The sequence below is a fragment of the Paenarthrobacter sp. NPDC089988 genome, assembly GCF_044748465.1.
GTDB lineage: Bacteria > Actinomycetota > Actinomycetes > Actinomycetales > Micrococcaceae > Arthrobacter.
On record NZ_JBIVGD010000018.1, the window covers coordinates 13,962 to 28,947 of the forward strand.

At 66.2% G+C, this 14,986-nt stretch carries 18 protein-coding genes; 3 read left to right on the plus strand and 15 right to left on the minus strand.

Going from position 1 to position 14,986, the window contains the following annotated elements; all coding sequences use genetic code 11:
- From ACIPV6_RS18675 to ACIPV6_RS18725, 11 genes are all read right to left on the minus strand, one after another.
- A partial coding sequence (locus ACIPV6_RS18675; protein ID WP_400272315.1) for a hypothetical protein occupies nt 1–946 on the minus strand: 946 nt, incomplete at its 3' end.
- Nucleotides 943–1,572, minus strand: a complete 630-nt coding sequence (locus ACIPV6_RS18680; RefSeq protein WP_400272403.1) for a C40 family peptidase — start codon at nt 1,570–1,572, stop codon at nt 943–945. The genes ACIPV6_RS18680 and ACIPV6_RS18675, both read right to left, overlap by 4 nt.
- Before the next feature lie 2 nt (nt 1,573–1,574).
- The gene (locus ACIPV6_RS18685) at nt 1,575–2,009 is read right to left on the minus strand and encodes a flagellar FliJ family protein (protein WP_400272316.1); all 435 of its coding nucleotides are present in this window, start codon (nt 2,007–2,009) and stop codon (nt 1,575–1,577) included.
- Nucleotides 2,006–3,319 carry a FliI/YscN family ATPase gene (locus ACIPV6_RS18690; protein WP_400272317.1) on the minus strand — a complete coding sequence of 438 codons (1,314 nt, stop codon included), beginning with the start codon at nt 3,317–3,319 and terminating at the stop codon, nt 2,006–2,008. Before ACIPV6_RS18690 ends, ACIPV6_RS18685 begins: the two co-directional genes overlap by 4 nt.
- On the minus strand, nt 3,316–3,915 hold the full coding sequence (locus tag ACIPV6_RS18695; RefSeq protein WP_400272318.1) for a FliH/SctL family protein: 600 nt from the start codon (nt 3,913–3,915) through the stop codon (nt 3,316–3,318). Before ACIPV6_RS18695 ends, ACIPV6_RS18690 begins: the two co-directional genes overlap by 4 nt.
- Nucleotides 3,905–4,927: a flagellar motor switch protein FliG gene (gene fliG, locus ACIPV6_RS18700; protein WP_400272319.1), complete on the minus strand. Its 1,023-nt coding sequence runs from the start codon at nt 4,925–4,927 to the stop codon at nt 3,905–3,907. The genes ACIPV6_RS18695 and fliG overlap by 11 nt, the downstream gene beginning before the upstream one ends.
- Nucleotides 4,924–6,558: a flagellar basal-body MS-ring/collar protein FliF gene (gene fliF / locus ACIPV6_RS18705; protein ID WP_400272320.1), complete on the minus strand. Its 1,635-nt coding sequence runs from the start codon at nt 6,556–6,558 to the stop codon at nt 4,924–4,926. Before fliF ends, fliG begins: the two co-directional genes overlap by 4 nt.
- Nucleotides 6,558–6,857 carry a flagellar hook-basal body complex protein FliE gene (gene fliE, locus ACIPV6_RS18710; RefSeq protein WP_400272321.1) on the minus strand — a complete coding sequence of 100 codons (300 nt, stop codon included), beginning with the start codon at nt 6,855–6,857 and terminating at the stop codon, nt 6,558–6,560. The genes fliF and fliE overlap by 1 nt, the downstream gene beginning before the upstream one ends.
- Nucleotides 6,857–7,249, minus strand: coding sequence for a flagellar basal body rod protein FlgC (locus ACIPV6_RS18715; RefSeq protein ID WP_397323207.1), 393 nt, complete (start codon nt 7,247–7,249; stop codon nt 6,857–6,859). Before ACIPV6_RS18715 ends, fliE begins: the two co-directional genes overlap by 1 nt.
- Nucleotides 7,249–7,590 carry a flagellar basal body rod protein FlgB gene (locus ACIPV6_RS18720; RefSeq protein WP_400272322.1) on the minus strand — a complete coding sequence of 114 codons (342 nt, stop codon included), beginning with the start codon at nt 7,588–7,590 and terminating at the stop codon, nt 7,249–7,251. The genes ACIPV6_RS18715 and ACIPV6_RS18720 overlap by 1 nt, the downstream gene beginning before the upstream one ends.
- A gap of 177 nt (nt 7,591–7,767) precedes the next feature.
- Nucleotides 7,768–8,409: a cyclodeaminase/cyclohydrolase family protein gene (locus ACIPV6_RS18725; RefSeq protein WP_400272323.1), complete on the minus strand. Its 642-nt coding sequence runs from the start codon at nt 8,407–8,409 to the stop codon at nt 7,768–7,770.
- 175 nt (nt 8,410–8,584) lie between these two features.
- Between ACIPV6_RS18725 and ACIPV6_RS18730 the strand changes: the two genes are divergently transcribed.
- Nucleotides 8,585–9,799 carry an amidohydrolase gene (locus ACIPV6_RS18730; RefSeq protein WP_400272324.1) on the plus strand — a complete coding sequence of 405 codons (1,215 nt, stop codon included), beginning with the start codon at nt 8,585–8,587 and terminating at the stop codon, nt 9,797–9,799.
- A gap of 34 nt (nt 9,800–9,833) precedes the next feature.
- Here the strand turns inward: ACIPV6_RS18730 and ACIPV6_RS18735 are convergent, their stop codons facing one another.
- The 4 genes from ACIPV6_RS18735 to ACIPV6_RS18750 form a co-directional block, all read right to left on the minus strand.
- Nucleotides 9,834–10,115, minus strand: coding sequence for a hypothetical protein (locus ACIPV6_RS18735; RefSeq protein WP_400272325.1), 282 nt, complete (start codon nt 10,113–10,115; stop codon nt 9,834–9,836).
- A complete protein-coding gene (fliS, locus tag ACIPV6_RS18740; RefSeq protein ID WP_400272326.1) occupies nt 10,105–10,551 on the minus strand; it encodes a flagellar export chaperone FliS in 447 nt (148 codons plus the stop codon). The genes ACIPV6_RS18735 and fliS overlap by 11 nt, the downstream gene beginning before the upstream one ends.
- 2 nt (nt 10,552–10,553) lie before the next feature.
- Entirely contained in the window at nt 10,554–11,930 is a 1,377-nt protein-coding gene (fliD, locus tag ACIPV6_RS18745) for a flagellar filament capping protein FliD (RefSeq protein ID WP_400272327.1), read from the minus strand.
- Between the two features lie 108 nt (nt 11,931–12,038).
- A complete protein-coding gene (locus tag ACIPV6_RS18750; protein ID WP_400272328.1) occupies nt 12,039–12,878 on the minus strand; it encodes a flagellin in 840 nt (279 codons plus the stop codon).
- Between the two features lie 195 nt (nt 12,879–13,073).
- On the opposite strand from ACIPV6_RS18750, the gene ACIPV6_RS18755 reads away from it, so the two are divergent.
- Nucleotides 13,074–13,556, plus strand: coding sequence for a flagellar protein FlgN (locus tag ACIPV6_RS18755; RefSeq protein WP_400272329.1), 483 nt, complete (start codon nt 13,074–13,076; stop codon nt 13,554–13,556).
- Nucleotides 13,557–13,566: 10 nt separating this feature from the next.
- On the plus strand, nt 13,567–14,985 hold the full coding sequence (gene flgK / locus ACIPV6_RS18760; protein ID WP_400272330.1) for a flagellar hook-associated protein FlgK: 1,419 nt from the start codon (nt 13,567–13,569) through the stop codon (nt 14,983–14,985).
- Nucleotide 14,986 lies beyond the last annotated feature (1 nt).

The window sequence follows — 14,986 nt, forward strand, 5'->3', positions numbered from 1 at the left end:
CGGACGTACCCTCCGCCGCATCCGTGCCCGAACCCGCAATCCCGGCACCACCCTGGCCCCGGCCAACGCCTGTCATGCCGGCAACAGGCACACCGCCGCCGGACACGAGGCTCGAAGACGAGCCCGTTTCGACGGCTTCCTGTGCACTAGACGGCAGGAGTCGTCGAATGGACAGCGACCCGTCTAAACGGACGGTGGACGACGCAACACCGTCGGCCATTTCGATGCCCCGCTGCCGATCATGCCGTGCGCCCGGCACACCCTGCAGCGAACCCACGAATCGGCCGGACGTACCCTCCGCCGCATCCGTGCCCGAACCCGCAATCCCGGCACCACCCTGGCCCCGGCCAACGCCTGTCATGCCGGCAACAGGCACACCGCCGCCGGACTCGAGGCTCGAAGCCGAGACCGTTTCGACGGGTACCTGCGTAGAAGACGGCAGGAGTCGTCGAATGGACAGGGAGTCGTCTAAACGGACGGTGGACGACGCAACACCGTCGGCCATTTCGATGCCCCGCTGCCGATCATGCCGCGCGCCCGGCACATTCCGCAGCGAACCCACGAATCGGCCAGACAGGGAGTCGTCTAAGTGGTCAGACTTCCCAGCACCGGATAGCTCCGATTCGATGCCGCGCTGCCCATCATGCCGTGCGCCCGGCACACCCTGCAGCAAGCCCACGAATCGGCCGGACGTAGCACCGGACGCAGCAGCTAAGGATGCCGCCTCGGACGACGCAGCCTCGGAGGGCACCGCGCCTGAACCCCCGGAGCCCGCACCACCGGAGCCCGCACCACCGAAGGTCCCAACTCCTCCGCCCGTGGCAGGGGTCTCCAGCATCCCGCCCAGCACGGCATCGAAGGACCCGTCCGCAACGCTGGAAGCATCCGTGCCACCCAAAAGGCCCGCCAGGGGACCCTTCGGGGACCAGCCGAGCACCTGCATCACGAACCTCCAGCCGGGACGATCCGGCGGATGGAGGTCAGGTTGGAGTACTTCTCCCAGGCATCGCGGATCTGGATGGTCTGTCCGGGTACGGGCGCATCGATGGCCTTGCCGTTCCCCAAGTAGATGGAGATGTGGTTGCCACCGTAGCTCACCAGCAGGTCCCCGGGCTTGGCCTCGGCGAGGGAGGCCACCGGCGTGCCTTTCTGCATCTGGTCGCTCACCACGCGGGGCAACTCAACCCCCAGGTCCTTGAACACCCGCTGCACAAAGCCGGAGCAGTCCATTCCCGTAGCCGGGTTGGTCCCACCCCATACGTAGGGCACACCGATGTACTTCTTGGCTGCAGCAACCACGGCGTCACCCGTGACTCCCCCGGCGGCGCTGCCGGTAGCGGCAGAAGGGGCGACCGCCGTCGTGCTTCCTGCGGTGACCGCCGTCGTGCTTCCTGCGGCGGAGAGCAGGGCGGAAACGTCGGAGGTCCCCGTCGCCGAACTGAGCGCCGAGGCAAAAGAGGCGGATGAGGCGGAAGATGCAGCGGCGGCACCCGAAGCGGCAGCAGCCGAACGCTCGGACAACTGCTGCAGGGACGCCTCAATGCTCTGGATCCGGCCCAGCGCCTCAACCATGCTCACGAGCCGGCCTTCCGGTGCCACGCGGCGGAGGCAATCTCGTCCAGGGCGCCTTGTTCGGCGTGGAGTTCGGCGGCGAGGAAGGCGGCGTCGTGGCGGGTTTCGAGTTTTTCCAGTCCAACGGCCCTGCGCTTGGCCTCGGTGTACTCGTCCCGGGCAGCCGCGGCCTCGGCGTCCGCAACAGCAGCCAGGGCATCGAGTTCGGCAAGCATGCTCTGCGAGGCGGCACGCGCGGCGGCAATGGCCAGCAAGGAGGCAGAATCCCCCAGCGAACCAACGGAACCCGACGAATCCGCCAGGGCTGCACGGGCTTCGGCCCGCCGTTCACGCACAGAGGATGACCGCGAGTTCGCCGTGGCCAGGCCGGATTCGGCAGCCTTCTGCTCGGCCTGCCGCAGCCTGAGCAGCCCGGCCAGGGAGAATTGTCGGTTCATGCGGATCCTTCCACGCCGAAAAGGGAAGACAGCCTGGACAAAGCCGCCCAGGATTCGCCAAATGAGGAAGGCATGCCCATCCCTTGGCGCAGGAACTGGTTGATGGCGGCCTCGTTGTCCAGGGCAGCATCCACCAGCGGGTTGCTGCCGTGCCGGTACGCCCCGACGTCGATCAGGTCCTGCGCTCCGCGTCGGGCCGCGAGGACCCTCCGCAACGCAACGGCGAGCGCGGCATGCTCGGGTGCAACAACTTTCGACGCCACACGGGACACCGAGCCCAGCACATCCACCGAGGGGAAATGCCCGGTGACGGCGAGCTTCCGGTCGAGGACCACGTGGCCGTCCAGGATGGAACGCGCGGCATCGGCGATGGGTTCGTTGTGGTCGTCCCCGTCCACCAGGACTGTGTAGATGCCGGTGATGGAGCCGGTTTCCGCGGTCCCGGCACGTTCCAGGAGCCTCGCCAGCACGGAAAAGGTCGACGGCGGGTACCCGCGTGTCGCGGGCGGCTCGCCTGCGGAGAGGCCGATTTCGCGTTGGGCCATGGCGACGCGCGTCAAGGAGTCCATCATCAGCACCACGTCCTGCCCCGATTCGCGGAACGACTCTGCGATCCGGGTTGCCGTGACTGCTGCCCGGAGCCGCATGAGCGCGGGTTCGTCGGAGGTAGCGACCACCACCACGGAACGCGCCAGGCCTTCGGCGCCGAGGTCGTCTTCGAGGAACTCGCGCACTTCACGGCCGCGTTCCCCTACCAAGGCAATCACGGAGACCTCGGCGTCAGTACCCCGCGCCACCATGGACAGCAGCGAGGACTTGCCCACGCCCGATCCGGCGAACAATCCAAGGCGTTGCCCGCGCCCCAGGGTACAGAGGGTGTCCAGCACACGGACTCCGGTTTGGAGCGGGGTGTCGATGCGGGCCCGGCGCATGGCATTCGGCGCTTCCTGGTCCAACGGCACCTTGCCGGCGCAGAGCAAGGGTCCTTTCCCGTCAATCGGCCTGCCGAGCGCATCCAGCACGCGCCCGAACAAGCCGGCACCGGTAGGAACCAACACCGAATTCCCGGCAGCCCGCGCCGGAGCTCCGGCGGCGATGCCCGTCAGCCGGCCCAGGGGCATGCACCGCACTCCCCCGGGAACGGAGGCCACAACCTCGGCGTCGATCGTGTCAGCTCCCGCGCCCACGGTGACCAGCTCACCGACCGCGCATTCCAAGCCGGCGATTTCCAGCCCGAGCCCCAGCACGGATGTCACTGTTCCCACGCGTTGCGGCGCCGCTGCGGCAACGGCGGCCGCGAGGCCCCTCACGCCACGCCGCCCAGCAGCGCCTGCCGCGCCCGGTCCAGCGCGGATCCCAGCCGCGCGTCGATCCACCCGTGCGGATAGTCGCCGACGGCGTCGCCCGGGTTGAGTGTGGGATCGGCCTTGAGTTCAACACCGCTCGGAGGCACGACGCCGGCGGCTTCCAAGGCGGCCATGTCACCGGGGTGCAGGCGAACGGCAGTCACGGTTCCGTTGCCATGTCCGAGCGCGCGATCGAGTGCAGCCCGGGCAGTCCGTTCTCCGTGGGCAAGCTCGTAGCCGAGAATCGCCTCGGCAAGTTCCAACGCACCGGCTGCCAGCGCATCCTCAATCTGACCCACGGCAACCTCCTGGCGGCGTTGCGCGGCCGAAGCCGCCGCCTCCAGGACGGTGACGGCACGCGCAACAGCCGAGCGCCCGGCGTCGAGCATGTCCGCGTGCTCAGCGAGCAACTGTTCCCGCAGGCGGCGCTGTTCTGCTGCCGCGGCCTGCATCCCGGCCGCGTAGCCGGCAGCGTGGCCCTGGGTGAATCCCCGGTCCGCGGAAGGTTGCTCCGTGCGGAGTTCCGGGAACGTGACGCGGGTGTAGGGCTCAGTAGACAAAGTCGTCCTCGTCCCCGCGCCGGACCACAATGGCACCCTCGGCCTCGAGCTCGCGGATGGACCTGACAATGTCCGCCCGTGCTTCCTCTACCTGGGAGGCGCGGACTGGACCGGATGAAGCCATCTCCGATTCGAGGATCTCCAGGTTGCGGCCGGACATGTTGGCGCGGACCGTGTCCAGTACCACTGGCGGGGCGCCTTTCATGGCAACGGCCAGCACGTCGGCGCTGACTCCGCGCAGGATCTGCTGGATGTCCCGCGGTTCCAGTTTCACGATGTCCACGAACGTCAGCATCCGTGCCCGTACTTCGGTGGCCAGGTCCGGGTCCACGGTGCCCAGTCCGTCCAGCACGGAGCGTTCGGTGTTGACGTCCGAGCGGTTGATGATGTCCACCAGCGGCTGGATGCCGCCGACAATCTCGTTGGTTTTCCGTTGCGACATCACGGCACCCGCGCGGATCTTGAGCGTTTCCGCCACGATTCCCACGGCTTCCGGGGAGGCCGAGCCCATGGTCGCGATGCAGCGGGCGACGTCGATGCGCTGTGAATCGCCCAATCCGGACATGACGGCGGATGCCTTCCCGGGACGCAGGTGCGCCAGGATCAGTGCGATGGTTTGCGGCAGTTCCCCGTCAATCAACGCCAGGATCTGCCCGGGGTCCATCATTTCCAGGAACTCGAAGGACTTCCCGGCCATGGTTGAAGCGAGGCGGTCCATGAAGCCTGCGGCTTTGTCCGCGCCGAAGGACGCTTCAAGAAGTCCGACGGCGAATTCCTGGCCGCCGCGGGCAGTGCGGCGGCCACTGACGGCCAGTCCGTGGAACTCGTTGATGACGTGGTCCGCCACCACGGAGGAGACGCGGCGGAGACGGACGATCTCTGCGGCGATGTCCTCCGCCTCGGACTCGGAGAACTGGGCCATGACCGCTGCAGCACTCGTTGGGCTCATCTGCATGAGCACCACCGCCACCTTCTGCACCCCGTTCAGGGCTGAGGCTTCCGGGAGGCTCACACCGACTGCCTTTCGTCCATGAGTCCCCGCAAGTACTCCGCGGTGCGGGCCGGGTTGTCTGCCACCATGGCCTCGATCTGGGCCCGCTTGAGCTCGCCGTCGAGTGCTTCGGAGCCGGGCACAGGCAGGGCCGGAGTGGGTTCCAGCGGGGCTACGGGCTGGATGGAGGTGAGCTCGATGGCCGTGGTGGGCGGCCCGGCAATTGCAGGCGTGGGGATGGCTTCGGGCAGTGCCTCGTAGTCCATGCGTTCGCCGAGGTCCACTGGTTCGCGTTGCTGGCGGCGCTTGAGGATGATCAGCACCGTTACGATCAGCGCGATCGCCGCGAGGAGGATGCTTCCGGCCATGATGAGGGTGTTCATGAGCGCCGCGTCCTTGGCAGCCTCGGCATCCGCCTGGGCAGTGCCGAGTGCCTGTGCCGCCTTGTCCGCCGCGGCTGTGCTGAACGGCAGGACCTCCACCGTGACCACATCGCCGCGGGCAGTGTCGATGCCCGCAGCGGCAGTCACCAACGCGCGGACGGAGTCAACGTTCACTCCCCCGGCGGCGGACTGGTTGATGGCAACCGAGATGGTCTGGCGCTTGACGGCCCCCTGCGGGATGGTCCGGTCTTCGGTGACTTTGTTGACCGCGTTGTTCTTGGTGGTGTCGCTGGAATCGTAGGAACCATTGGCCGCCGTGCCGCCGGGAACAGCAATGTTGTCCGGGCCAAGCACACCCGATGCGCCGCCGCCGGTGCCCGTGTACTTCTCGGTCTTGGTGGACTCGCTCAGTGCCGGGGTGTTGGTGGCGGGAGTGAAGGTTTCGCTGCGCTGCTGGGCGGATTCCGCGGTGACATCCGCGGCCACGGCCACGGTGGCGTTCCCCGGACCCACCACGCTGTCCAGGACGGACCGGACGGCATCCGAGGTGCGTTGCTGGTAGTCCGTTGCCTGCTTGGACGAAGACCCCGTGGCCCCGGCACCAACCGTGGAGAGCACGTTGCCCTGCGAATCGACTACCGAGACGTTGGTGGGTTTCAGGTTCTCGATGGCCGCGGAGGTCAAGTGCACAATGGCCTGGACCTTGTCCGAGGACAACGTGGTGCCCGGCTGGGTCTGCACGAACACCGAGGCCGTGGCTTCCGGCGTGGTGGAGACGAACACCGACTTCTCCGGAATGGCGAGCTGCACGGCCGCGGACTTCACGCCGTCCATGGCCTGGATGGTGGTGCTGAGTTCCCCTTCAAGTGCGCGCTTGTAAGTTACGGATTGCTGGAACTCCGAGGACGTGACACCCAGTTTGTCCAGCAAGGAGTAACCCGTGGCCGCGGCCGTGGGCAGCCCGGCCGCAGCGGCCTTCAGGCGTTCGTCGTACACCTTGTCTTCGGGGACCAGGATGGTGGATCCGCCGTTGCTCAGTTCGTAGGGAATGTTGTCCTTGCGGAGCTGCTCCACGATGCTGTTGGCGTCCGTGTCCTTCAACCCCGAAAACAGCGGTGAGTATGCGGGCTTCCCCAGCCAGGCGGTCAATGCCACGCCGCCCAGGACCAACACTGCAACACCCAGGATGGCGAGGGTGCGCTGGGCAGGGCTGAACGCCTGCATCCCGCTGCCGAGCTTGCGGAAGAACTGGGAAATCGCCGGTGGCATCAGGCCTGCATCCTCATGATCTCGTTGAACGCGTCAACACCCTTGTTGCGCACCGCTGCGACCAGCTCGAACGTCACTTGGGCGCGAGTGGCAGCAAGCGTTGCCTTGTGGATGTCATCGAGGTTGCCCGTCACTGCGGACACGGCCAGTTCCTTGGAGGCCGACTGCAAGGACTGCAAATCGTCGACGGCGCCAGTCAGGGCCGTGCCAAAGTCACCGCTGGTGCTGGTTGGCTTGGCACTGCCCAGATACCCGGTTCCGCTGACGCCTTGGACGCTCTCAACAGGACCCAGGGCCATCAGGATTTTCCTATCTCAAGTGCTGCCAGGTACGTTTCACGGGCGCGGTCCACTACTTGCGCGTTGGCTTGGTAGCCGCGCTGGGCGACGATCAGTGTGCCCATCTGTTCGGCCAGATCGATGTCCGGGTACTTCACATTCCCGTTGGCGTCGGCCAGGGGGTGGTCCGGCTGGTAGACGATCCTGCCGGTCGCATCGCCCAGCGGCGTGCTCTTGACGTACACGCCTTGGCCGTCGTTGCCCTCGGCGGCCTCGATGTAGCGGGCACGGAACACTTGGCCGTCCGTCCGCGAAGCGTTGTTCATGTTGGCGAGGTTGTCCGAAACGGCATCGAGCCACTTGCGGTGGACGGTGAGTGCGGAGCCGGCGATTCCGATTGCGTCGAAGGTCATCAGTTGGTCCTCAAGGCCGTGCGAAGGGACGTGAATTCCCCGGCAACTGCCCTCGCGGCGAACTGGTACCGCAGCACGGTATCGATGTTGGAAAGCGTCTCGGTGTCCAGGTTGACGTTGTTACCGTCCGTGCGGGTTGGTTCGTCCGAAGGTGAGATCGAGGCGTTGACGGTGCCATCTCCGGAGCGGACCGATGCAGCCAACTGGTCCTCGAAGGAGACGCGCTTGGCCGTGTAATTGGGCGTGTTGACGTTCGCGATGTTGTTGGCGATGGTCCGTTGGCGCAACGAAAGCGCGTCCATGGCGCTGGCCAAGGCGACGGAGGTCACGGATTCAAGCACAAAGTCCTCACCTGGTGGTGTTCAAAGGCCAATCCGTGGCCAAGCATCGAGCGATCCCTGCTCAGCAACAGCTATCGGCACCGTTCAAAAGGGCGTTAGGTGAATCGCCAACAAATTTTGTAAACGCCGTACTGGCTTCTGTTGCGAGGCCCGCTCGACATCCCCGCACAGCGGGCCTCACAACGTGTCTGTTGGGGCCGCCTTGGTGTCCACGGCTGCTGTGAGCTCATCGATGTGGTCCATGGCGTCGCTCAGGCGGCCGACTGTTTCCCACAGTTGAGGGTGCTGCGACCGGACGTCCTCCAACGGCGTCCCGTCCTTCGCGAGGGCAGCGAGATCAAAACTGACGTTGGTCCGTGCACCGGCAATCGCAGCACGCAGGGCCCCGAAAGCCACAACGACGTCCGCAATCAACGCGGGATTCCCCTTCGTTGCCAACCACGCCAGGTCCTCGATCGCGTCCACTGCGTGATCCCCCAGCACGGCCGAAGCCTTGGCTGCCTCAACCGATGCCCGCCGAACAGCCTCTTCACGTTCCGGTCCAGGGTCCAGGCGAAAGGCAGCACCGAAGGCCTTGGAAGCAACCGCGTCTTCGTCAGCCAAGCGAAGAGCGGTCTCCCGCAAAGTGCGTGCCCGATCCAGAAGTTCCTTCCCTGCATCCTCCGAATACCCCGCCACCATGGAGGTCAGGGAAGCCGCGATGGCGAGCATCACTCCCGTCCCGGCCCCGCCACCGGGTGAGCCACTGGACTGGGCCAGGGCCTCGGTCCATTCCTCCACAGTGGATTCCTGGGTGGTGATCTCTTCAGAAGCAGCCATGCACCCAAGTCTGCACCGGACGGGTGGAACCAGCGTGCCAGGCACCGTCCGACCACGCCGTCGGCACCAAGGCGAGTACCGCCGTCGTACTTCCAGTTGCGGGACCCAGGCGCCCATCAGCCCCACTCGATACACTGGCCCCATTCCCAGGCGTCGAACGGTAAGGGGTAAGTCCGTGGGCATTGACCTAGAAGAGCTGTACAAAGACCTGCATTCGAATCCGGAGCTGTCCTTTCAGGAAGTCCGGACGGCAGGCATCGTGGCGGGGCACCTCGAAGAGCTGGGCCTCGCTGTGCACCGCAACATCGGCAAGACGGGCGTGGTGGGTGTACTCGACAACGGCGAAGGTCCCATTGTGATGCTTCGCGCCGACATGGACGCCCTCCCCGTCAAGGAAGCCACCGGCCTGGACTACGCCAGCACAGTCACCGGTGAAGACCATGAGGGCCGGGAAGTGCCCGTGATGCACGCGTGTGGTCACGATGTCCACGTAACCTGCCTCCTGGGCGCGGTGGAGAAACTCGTCAACCAGAAGCAGGAATGGCAGGGCACGCTCATCGCCGTATTCCAGCCCGCCGAGGAGTGGGGCGGCGGAGCGAATGCCATGGTCAAGGACGGCCTGTACGATCGCATCCCCAAGCCGGATGTGGTGCTCGGCCAGCACGTGGCGCCCTTCCCGGCAGGCTGGTTCGGGCTCCGTTCCGGCGTTGCCATGGCTTCGGCGGATTCGCTCAACGTCACCCTGCATGGCCGGGGCGGTCACGGCTCCCGTCCCGAAACCACAGTTGACCCCGTCCTCATGGCTGCCGCAGCAACCGTCCGGCTCCAAGGCGTGGTTTCCCGCGAAATCGCCCCGGGCGATTCGGCGGTGGTGACAGTCGGCCAACTCCACGCCGGAACCAAAAACAACATCATCCCCGAAACGGCCACCCTCGGCCTCAGTATCCGGTCCTTCAGCGAGCCAACACGCGAGAAGGTGCTGGCCGCCGTCGAGCGGGTTGTGCGGAGCGAGGCCACTGCCTCGGGCGCCACCCAGGAACCTGACTTCCACTACGAGGAGCGCTTTCCCCTGACCGTCAACGACGATTCAGCGGCGCAGCGGGTGGACGCCGCCTTCAGGACCACTTTCGGCGCCCATCAAGTGATCGATCCAGGCCCGGTTTCCGGTAGCGAGGACGTCGGGATGCTGGCGACGGCGGCCGGCGCGCCGCTGGTGTTCTGGTTCCTGGGCGGGATCGAACCGCATTACGCCAAGGATTTCGCAGAGAAGGGACGGCTCCCGGAGGATGTGCCGTCCAACCACTCCCCATACTTCGCCCCGGTGATCCAGCCGACTCTGGGCATTGGCACGGACGCCTTGGTCACGGCCGCCCGGGAGTTCCTGGCCTGACGCGCCGGCCCAACTGGGGACGCGCGGGGAAGGGTTAGCCGCGCACGTCAAGGAGCAGCGGCCGCGAGGAACCCGGCCCGGACGGGACCGCAGCGAGCGCCCCGAGTTGCGAGCCGGCGTCGTGCTTCAAGCGGGCCAGGAGGTCCATGGCGTCGGCCTGGGCATCGAGGACCTGCCGCGCCCGTGCCTCCAAGGCAACGGGCAGCGGCCCGGCATCACGCGGCGGCTCCCACGACGGCGGGAACCCACCGGAAACAGCTAGGGCGATGTCCGCCTCCAACCGGTCCAGGACGGCGGACCAAGCGTCAAGCGACACCGAGCGCCCGCCCCGAAGCAGCACCAGTGCCGGAAACAACAGGCGCTTCCACGGGCAACTGCGCCGCCGCCTCGTGCCACCCCTGCCGCAGCGGTTCCAGGAGCTCGATGCACTCCTTGGTCCGCTCCACGTCGCGGTAGATGTTGGCGCCAATGAGGGCCTGCATGGCGTACTCGTAGATGCTGGCAAGCGAAGCGGCTCCGTCCCAGAGGTCCACCCGGAGCGTCGCCTGCAACTCGGCGACAATTGCCTGGGCGTGCAGCAGATTTTCGCGGGCCGAGTCCCAATTGCTGTTTTCCTGGGCAAGGCGGGCGCGCTTCACATCCAGCAGGAGGCGGTCGTACAGCATGGTGAGCAGTCGGGCCGGCGGCGCGGAGAGGACGGCGTCGTCGTTGTAGCGCGAGAGCTGCTGGGCGCGAAGGGCACTGTAGGTCATGGCTATTCTCCTGTGGACTGCTTCGGGAGGCTGGAAATTTGCCCGGACAACCAAGCGGACTGCGATTGGAGGCCGCCGAGCAGCACCTCCATGTTGGTGTAGACGGACTGGAGGGTGGCCCGGCGCGTTGCGAGGCGCTGGTCCCAGTCGGCGATTCTGGTGCCCAGGTCCCGGACTTCGGATTCGCGGCCCTTGATGAGGCTGGAAATGGAGCCGTTGTACGGATCTGATGCGGCCTTGGCTGCGTCGGCTACCCGCCCCGCCAAAGCCTGCACCGCCGCTTGGGTCGCGGCCGGATCGGCCGACAACGCTGCGGCAAACTTCTCCGAATCGAACGTGAAATTGCCGTCCTTGGTGATGTTGATGCCGTACTCGGCCGGCGACTTCCCGTCGATGGGTCGGGACAGTGCTGCCACCACCTGGTCATTGACGGCGCGAACACTGGTGTTGCCGGTCAGGATCCCGGCTTTGGGGACGGTGGCTCCGCTGGAGTCCGTGGTCTTGGAGACCGCGCTGTACATGGACACGAAGCTGAGGACGTCGTTGACGGACTTCACCAGGTCTTCTGCCTTCTTGGTGATGCCGGGAACGTCGCTGGCAACGGTCACGGTCACCGGCCCGGTGCTCACTGCAGTGGCCGTCACGGACACGCCCGGCAGCACATCCGTAAATGTGTTGGTCCCCGAGGTCAGGACCTGCTCGGCGGCGGTGCCCGCGTACAGGGTCGCTTTGGCGTCCTGGGCGGTGCGTACGACGGCGGCGGTCGGGTCCGCCATGAGGTCCACCGCGGTGCCGCCCGCCACTTGGGCGGCTGTGCCTTGGTAGGCGGTAAAGGCTCCGGCTGCCCCGGACGCGGATGCCGTGAGTTGCAGGCGGTACGTGCCTGCCGGAACCTTCACCGCATGAGCGCCACCGGACGCTGAGTTGATGGCCGAAACCACGTCATCCAAGGAAGTGCTCGAAGGAGCAATCTCGGTCGTCTTACCCGTGGAATCAACGATCGTCAGGTGTGCCGGCGCACCACCGTCGGTGGGCCAGGAGGCCATGGCCGCGGTGACGTTTACCTGCGTCTGGGCCAACTGCGTCACGGTCAGGTCGATCGATCCCGCGGTGGCCGCCGTCGTGGTCTTTGCCGTGACGGAAGGGGAGCTGCTGGTGGCAGTGAACAGGTTCAGCGCACCGGTGGCGGAACCTGCAACGGAAAGATTTTTCAGCGCGGTGAGCTTGGAGTTGAGGGACTGCAGGGTGGAAATGACAGTCTGGTTGGAGGCCAGCTTGGTCTTGAGCTGGGTCTGCGGCAAGGCTTCGACGGACATCAGGGAGTTGATGATCGCCGTGGTGTTCAGGCCACTGGCGAGTCCGTCGATGGCGGTTGTCACAGGTTCTCCTTCCAGGTTTGTTCAAGAGCCGCACCGGGCGGCGTCCGGCCGGGATGGGGGCCCGGCCGGTCGCCGCATCAGGCTCGTACGGCTCAGCGCAGGAGCGGTTTAGCGCAGCAGCGAAAGAACGCCCTGGCCGGACTGGTTGGCCTGTGCCAGCATGGCCGTGCCTGCCTGCGACAGGATGTTGGCCTTGGTGTACTTGACCATTTCCGCAGCCATATCCGTGTCCGCGATGCGGGACTGGGCAGCCTGCAGGTTTTCGCCGGCAACGTTCAGCGACTTGATGGCGTGGTCCAGTCGGTTCTGGCTTGCGCCAAGGTCCGAACGCTGGGTGGAGACTGCCTTGATGGCCGCGTCGATCGCCGTGATGGTGGTCTGGGCGTTGGCGTTGGTGGTGACGTCGAAGCCCGTGGCACCGGTTGCGCTGGACAGGGTGCCGGCCGCCGTTGCTACGTCGCCAAGTTTGACTGCAATGACATCGTTGGCCGAACCGGCAGTGCCCACCTGGATGTTCAGCGCCGCGCCACCCTTGAGGAGGTCGATGCCGTTGAAGTTGGTGGACTGGGTGATGCGGTCCAGTTCCTTGCCCAGCGAGTCGGCTTCGGTCTTGATGGCCGTACGTGCGTCGGCGTTGTTGGAGTCCGAGGCACCCTGGACTGCGAGGTCGCGCATGCGCTGCAGAACGGAGTGGACTTCGGTGAGGGCACCTTCCGTGGTCTGGATGATGCTGATGCCGTCCTGGGCGTTACGGGCGGCAACCGACGAGCCGCTCACCTGGGACTTGAGGCCCTCCGAGATGGCAAGACCGGCCGCGTCGTCAGCGGCACGGTTGATGCGCAGGCCGCTGGAGAGCTTCTCCATCGACTTGGCAAGGGTGTCCTGCGTGGCATTCAAGCTGCGGTACGCGTTGTTTGCCATCAGGTTGTTGTTGATCTGCATGCCCATGATTTTTCCTCCGTGATCTGGACTTACTGTGTGGCAGCCCATCCGTGGGCCGTCATACCGCACTATCGGCGGCGTCCACCCGAGCGGTTAGCAAAAACTTCGGACAGCTTTTGACCCCGGGCGTACCTAACGCTTGGGCACGCCCGGCCGATAGCAAATGGGGACATCCCCAACCCAGAACTGGAGTTGACCTCAGTGGCCATCCATGAACTGTCAGCCCTGCTGTGGCGCGAACGCGAGCTCCTGGATCTCCTGACGTTCAAGCTCGAAGAAGAGCAACTGCTGCTGACGGCCGGCAAGTCCCGTTGGTTGCCGCACGGCACCCGGGAAGTGGAACAGGTCCTGGAGCGTGTCTCCAAGGCCGGACTTGCCAGGGCTGTCGAGATCGCCGCCGTTGCCGAGCAATGGGGCATCTCCCCGGATTCCTCGCTCGCCGAACTGGCGGCCTCCGCACCGGAGCCTGCGTGGGCCGACGTCCTGACGTCCCACTTGACGGCCATGCGGCAGCAAACAGCAACCATCAAGGAACTCCGCGACGCCAACGAACAGTTCCTCCGTGCAGCGGTCCGGTCCACCCAGGAGACCCTGGCTGACTTGAAACCCGCGGCCGGTACCTACGACGCCCACGGACGCACCGGCGATTCGTCCTCCGCCCACTTGGTGGACCGGAAGTTCTGAGGGGAAACACATGAGCACCTTCGGCGGACTCAACACGGCCTACCGTGGCCTCACCGCAGCGCAGCAAGCCATCAACCTGGCCGGACAGAACATCGCCAACGCCTCCACTGCCGGCTACACCCGCCAACGGATTGAACAGTCCGCCATCGGTGCACCCCTCCCCGTGGGGCTCAACGCCGGCATCGGGCAGGCCGGACAGGGTGTCTCCGTTGATGGGATCGCACGGCTGGGCAGCAGCTTCCTCGACGCTGGCGTCCGCAACACCGCCGCCGCGTCCGGTTACGCAACCATCCGGTCCACGGAATTGCAGAGGCTCGAGGACTCGTTGCAGGAACCCGGCCCTCATGGACTCTCGACGGCGTTGCAAACCTTTTGGGCGGCGTGGCAGGGAGTGGCGAACCACCCGGGCGAGTCCGCTCCGACGTCGGTCCTGCTCGAATCAGCGGCCACCCTGACGGAAACGGTGTCTGCCGCCTATAAAGCCCTGGACGCCCAGTGGAGCCGGGTCCGGGGTGAAGCCACAACTAACGTCAACGAGCTCAACGCTGCCGCCGGGCGAGTTGCGGACCTCAACGGACGGATCCGCTCCACGGTTGCTGCCGGCGGGTCCGCGAACGAGCTCATCGACGCCCGGAACCAACTGACGGAGTCCATCGCTGCCATGGCTGGCGGCACGGTCCGAGAGAATGCCGACGGCACGGCGGACGTCTTCATCGGGGGCAACGCGCTGGTCTCCGGGACGTCGGCACGCCAACTGGCCCTAGCCGGCCCCACGGCCCTCGCAAGCACGACGCCGGTGCAGCTGGAATGGGCGGACCGGCCCGGCACCGCGGTAAACCTCGACGGCGGTGAACTCGCCGGAGCGGTGTCCCTCCTGGCGCCGGCCAACGGGAGCGGCACCGGCGGCGCCCTTGCCCAGGCAGCAGCGTCCTACGACGCCTTCGCGACACAGCTCATGAACGACGTCAACGCCATCCACCGCACGGGGCAGTCCACCACAGGTGCCGGCAACCTGGACTTCTTCGCTACCACCCCCGGTGTCCCCGCCGCCCTGTCACTCAGGGTGGTCCCGGGCAGCGCGGCCGGGATCGCCACGGGAGCTGCGGGCGCGGGTGCCTTGGACGGAAGCATCGCCGATTCCCTTTCCCAAATAGGTTCCTCCTCCACCTCACCCGACGTTTTCTGGAGCGGAGTGGTGTCCGGGATCGGCATGGCCTCCCGCTCGGCACAACAGCATTCGCAACTGGCAGACGCAGCGGGAGTTGCCGCCGTCGGGCAGCGAAACTCAGGTGCCGGAGTCAGCCTGGACGAGGAAAACATCAACCTCCTCGCCGGGCAGCACGCCTACCAGGCCGCGGCCCGTGTGATGACCGCGATCGACGAGGCCTTGGACGTCCTGATCAACCGCACCGGACTGGTGGGAAGGTAAG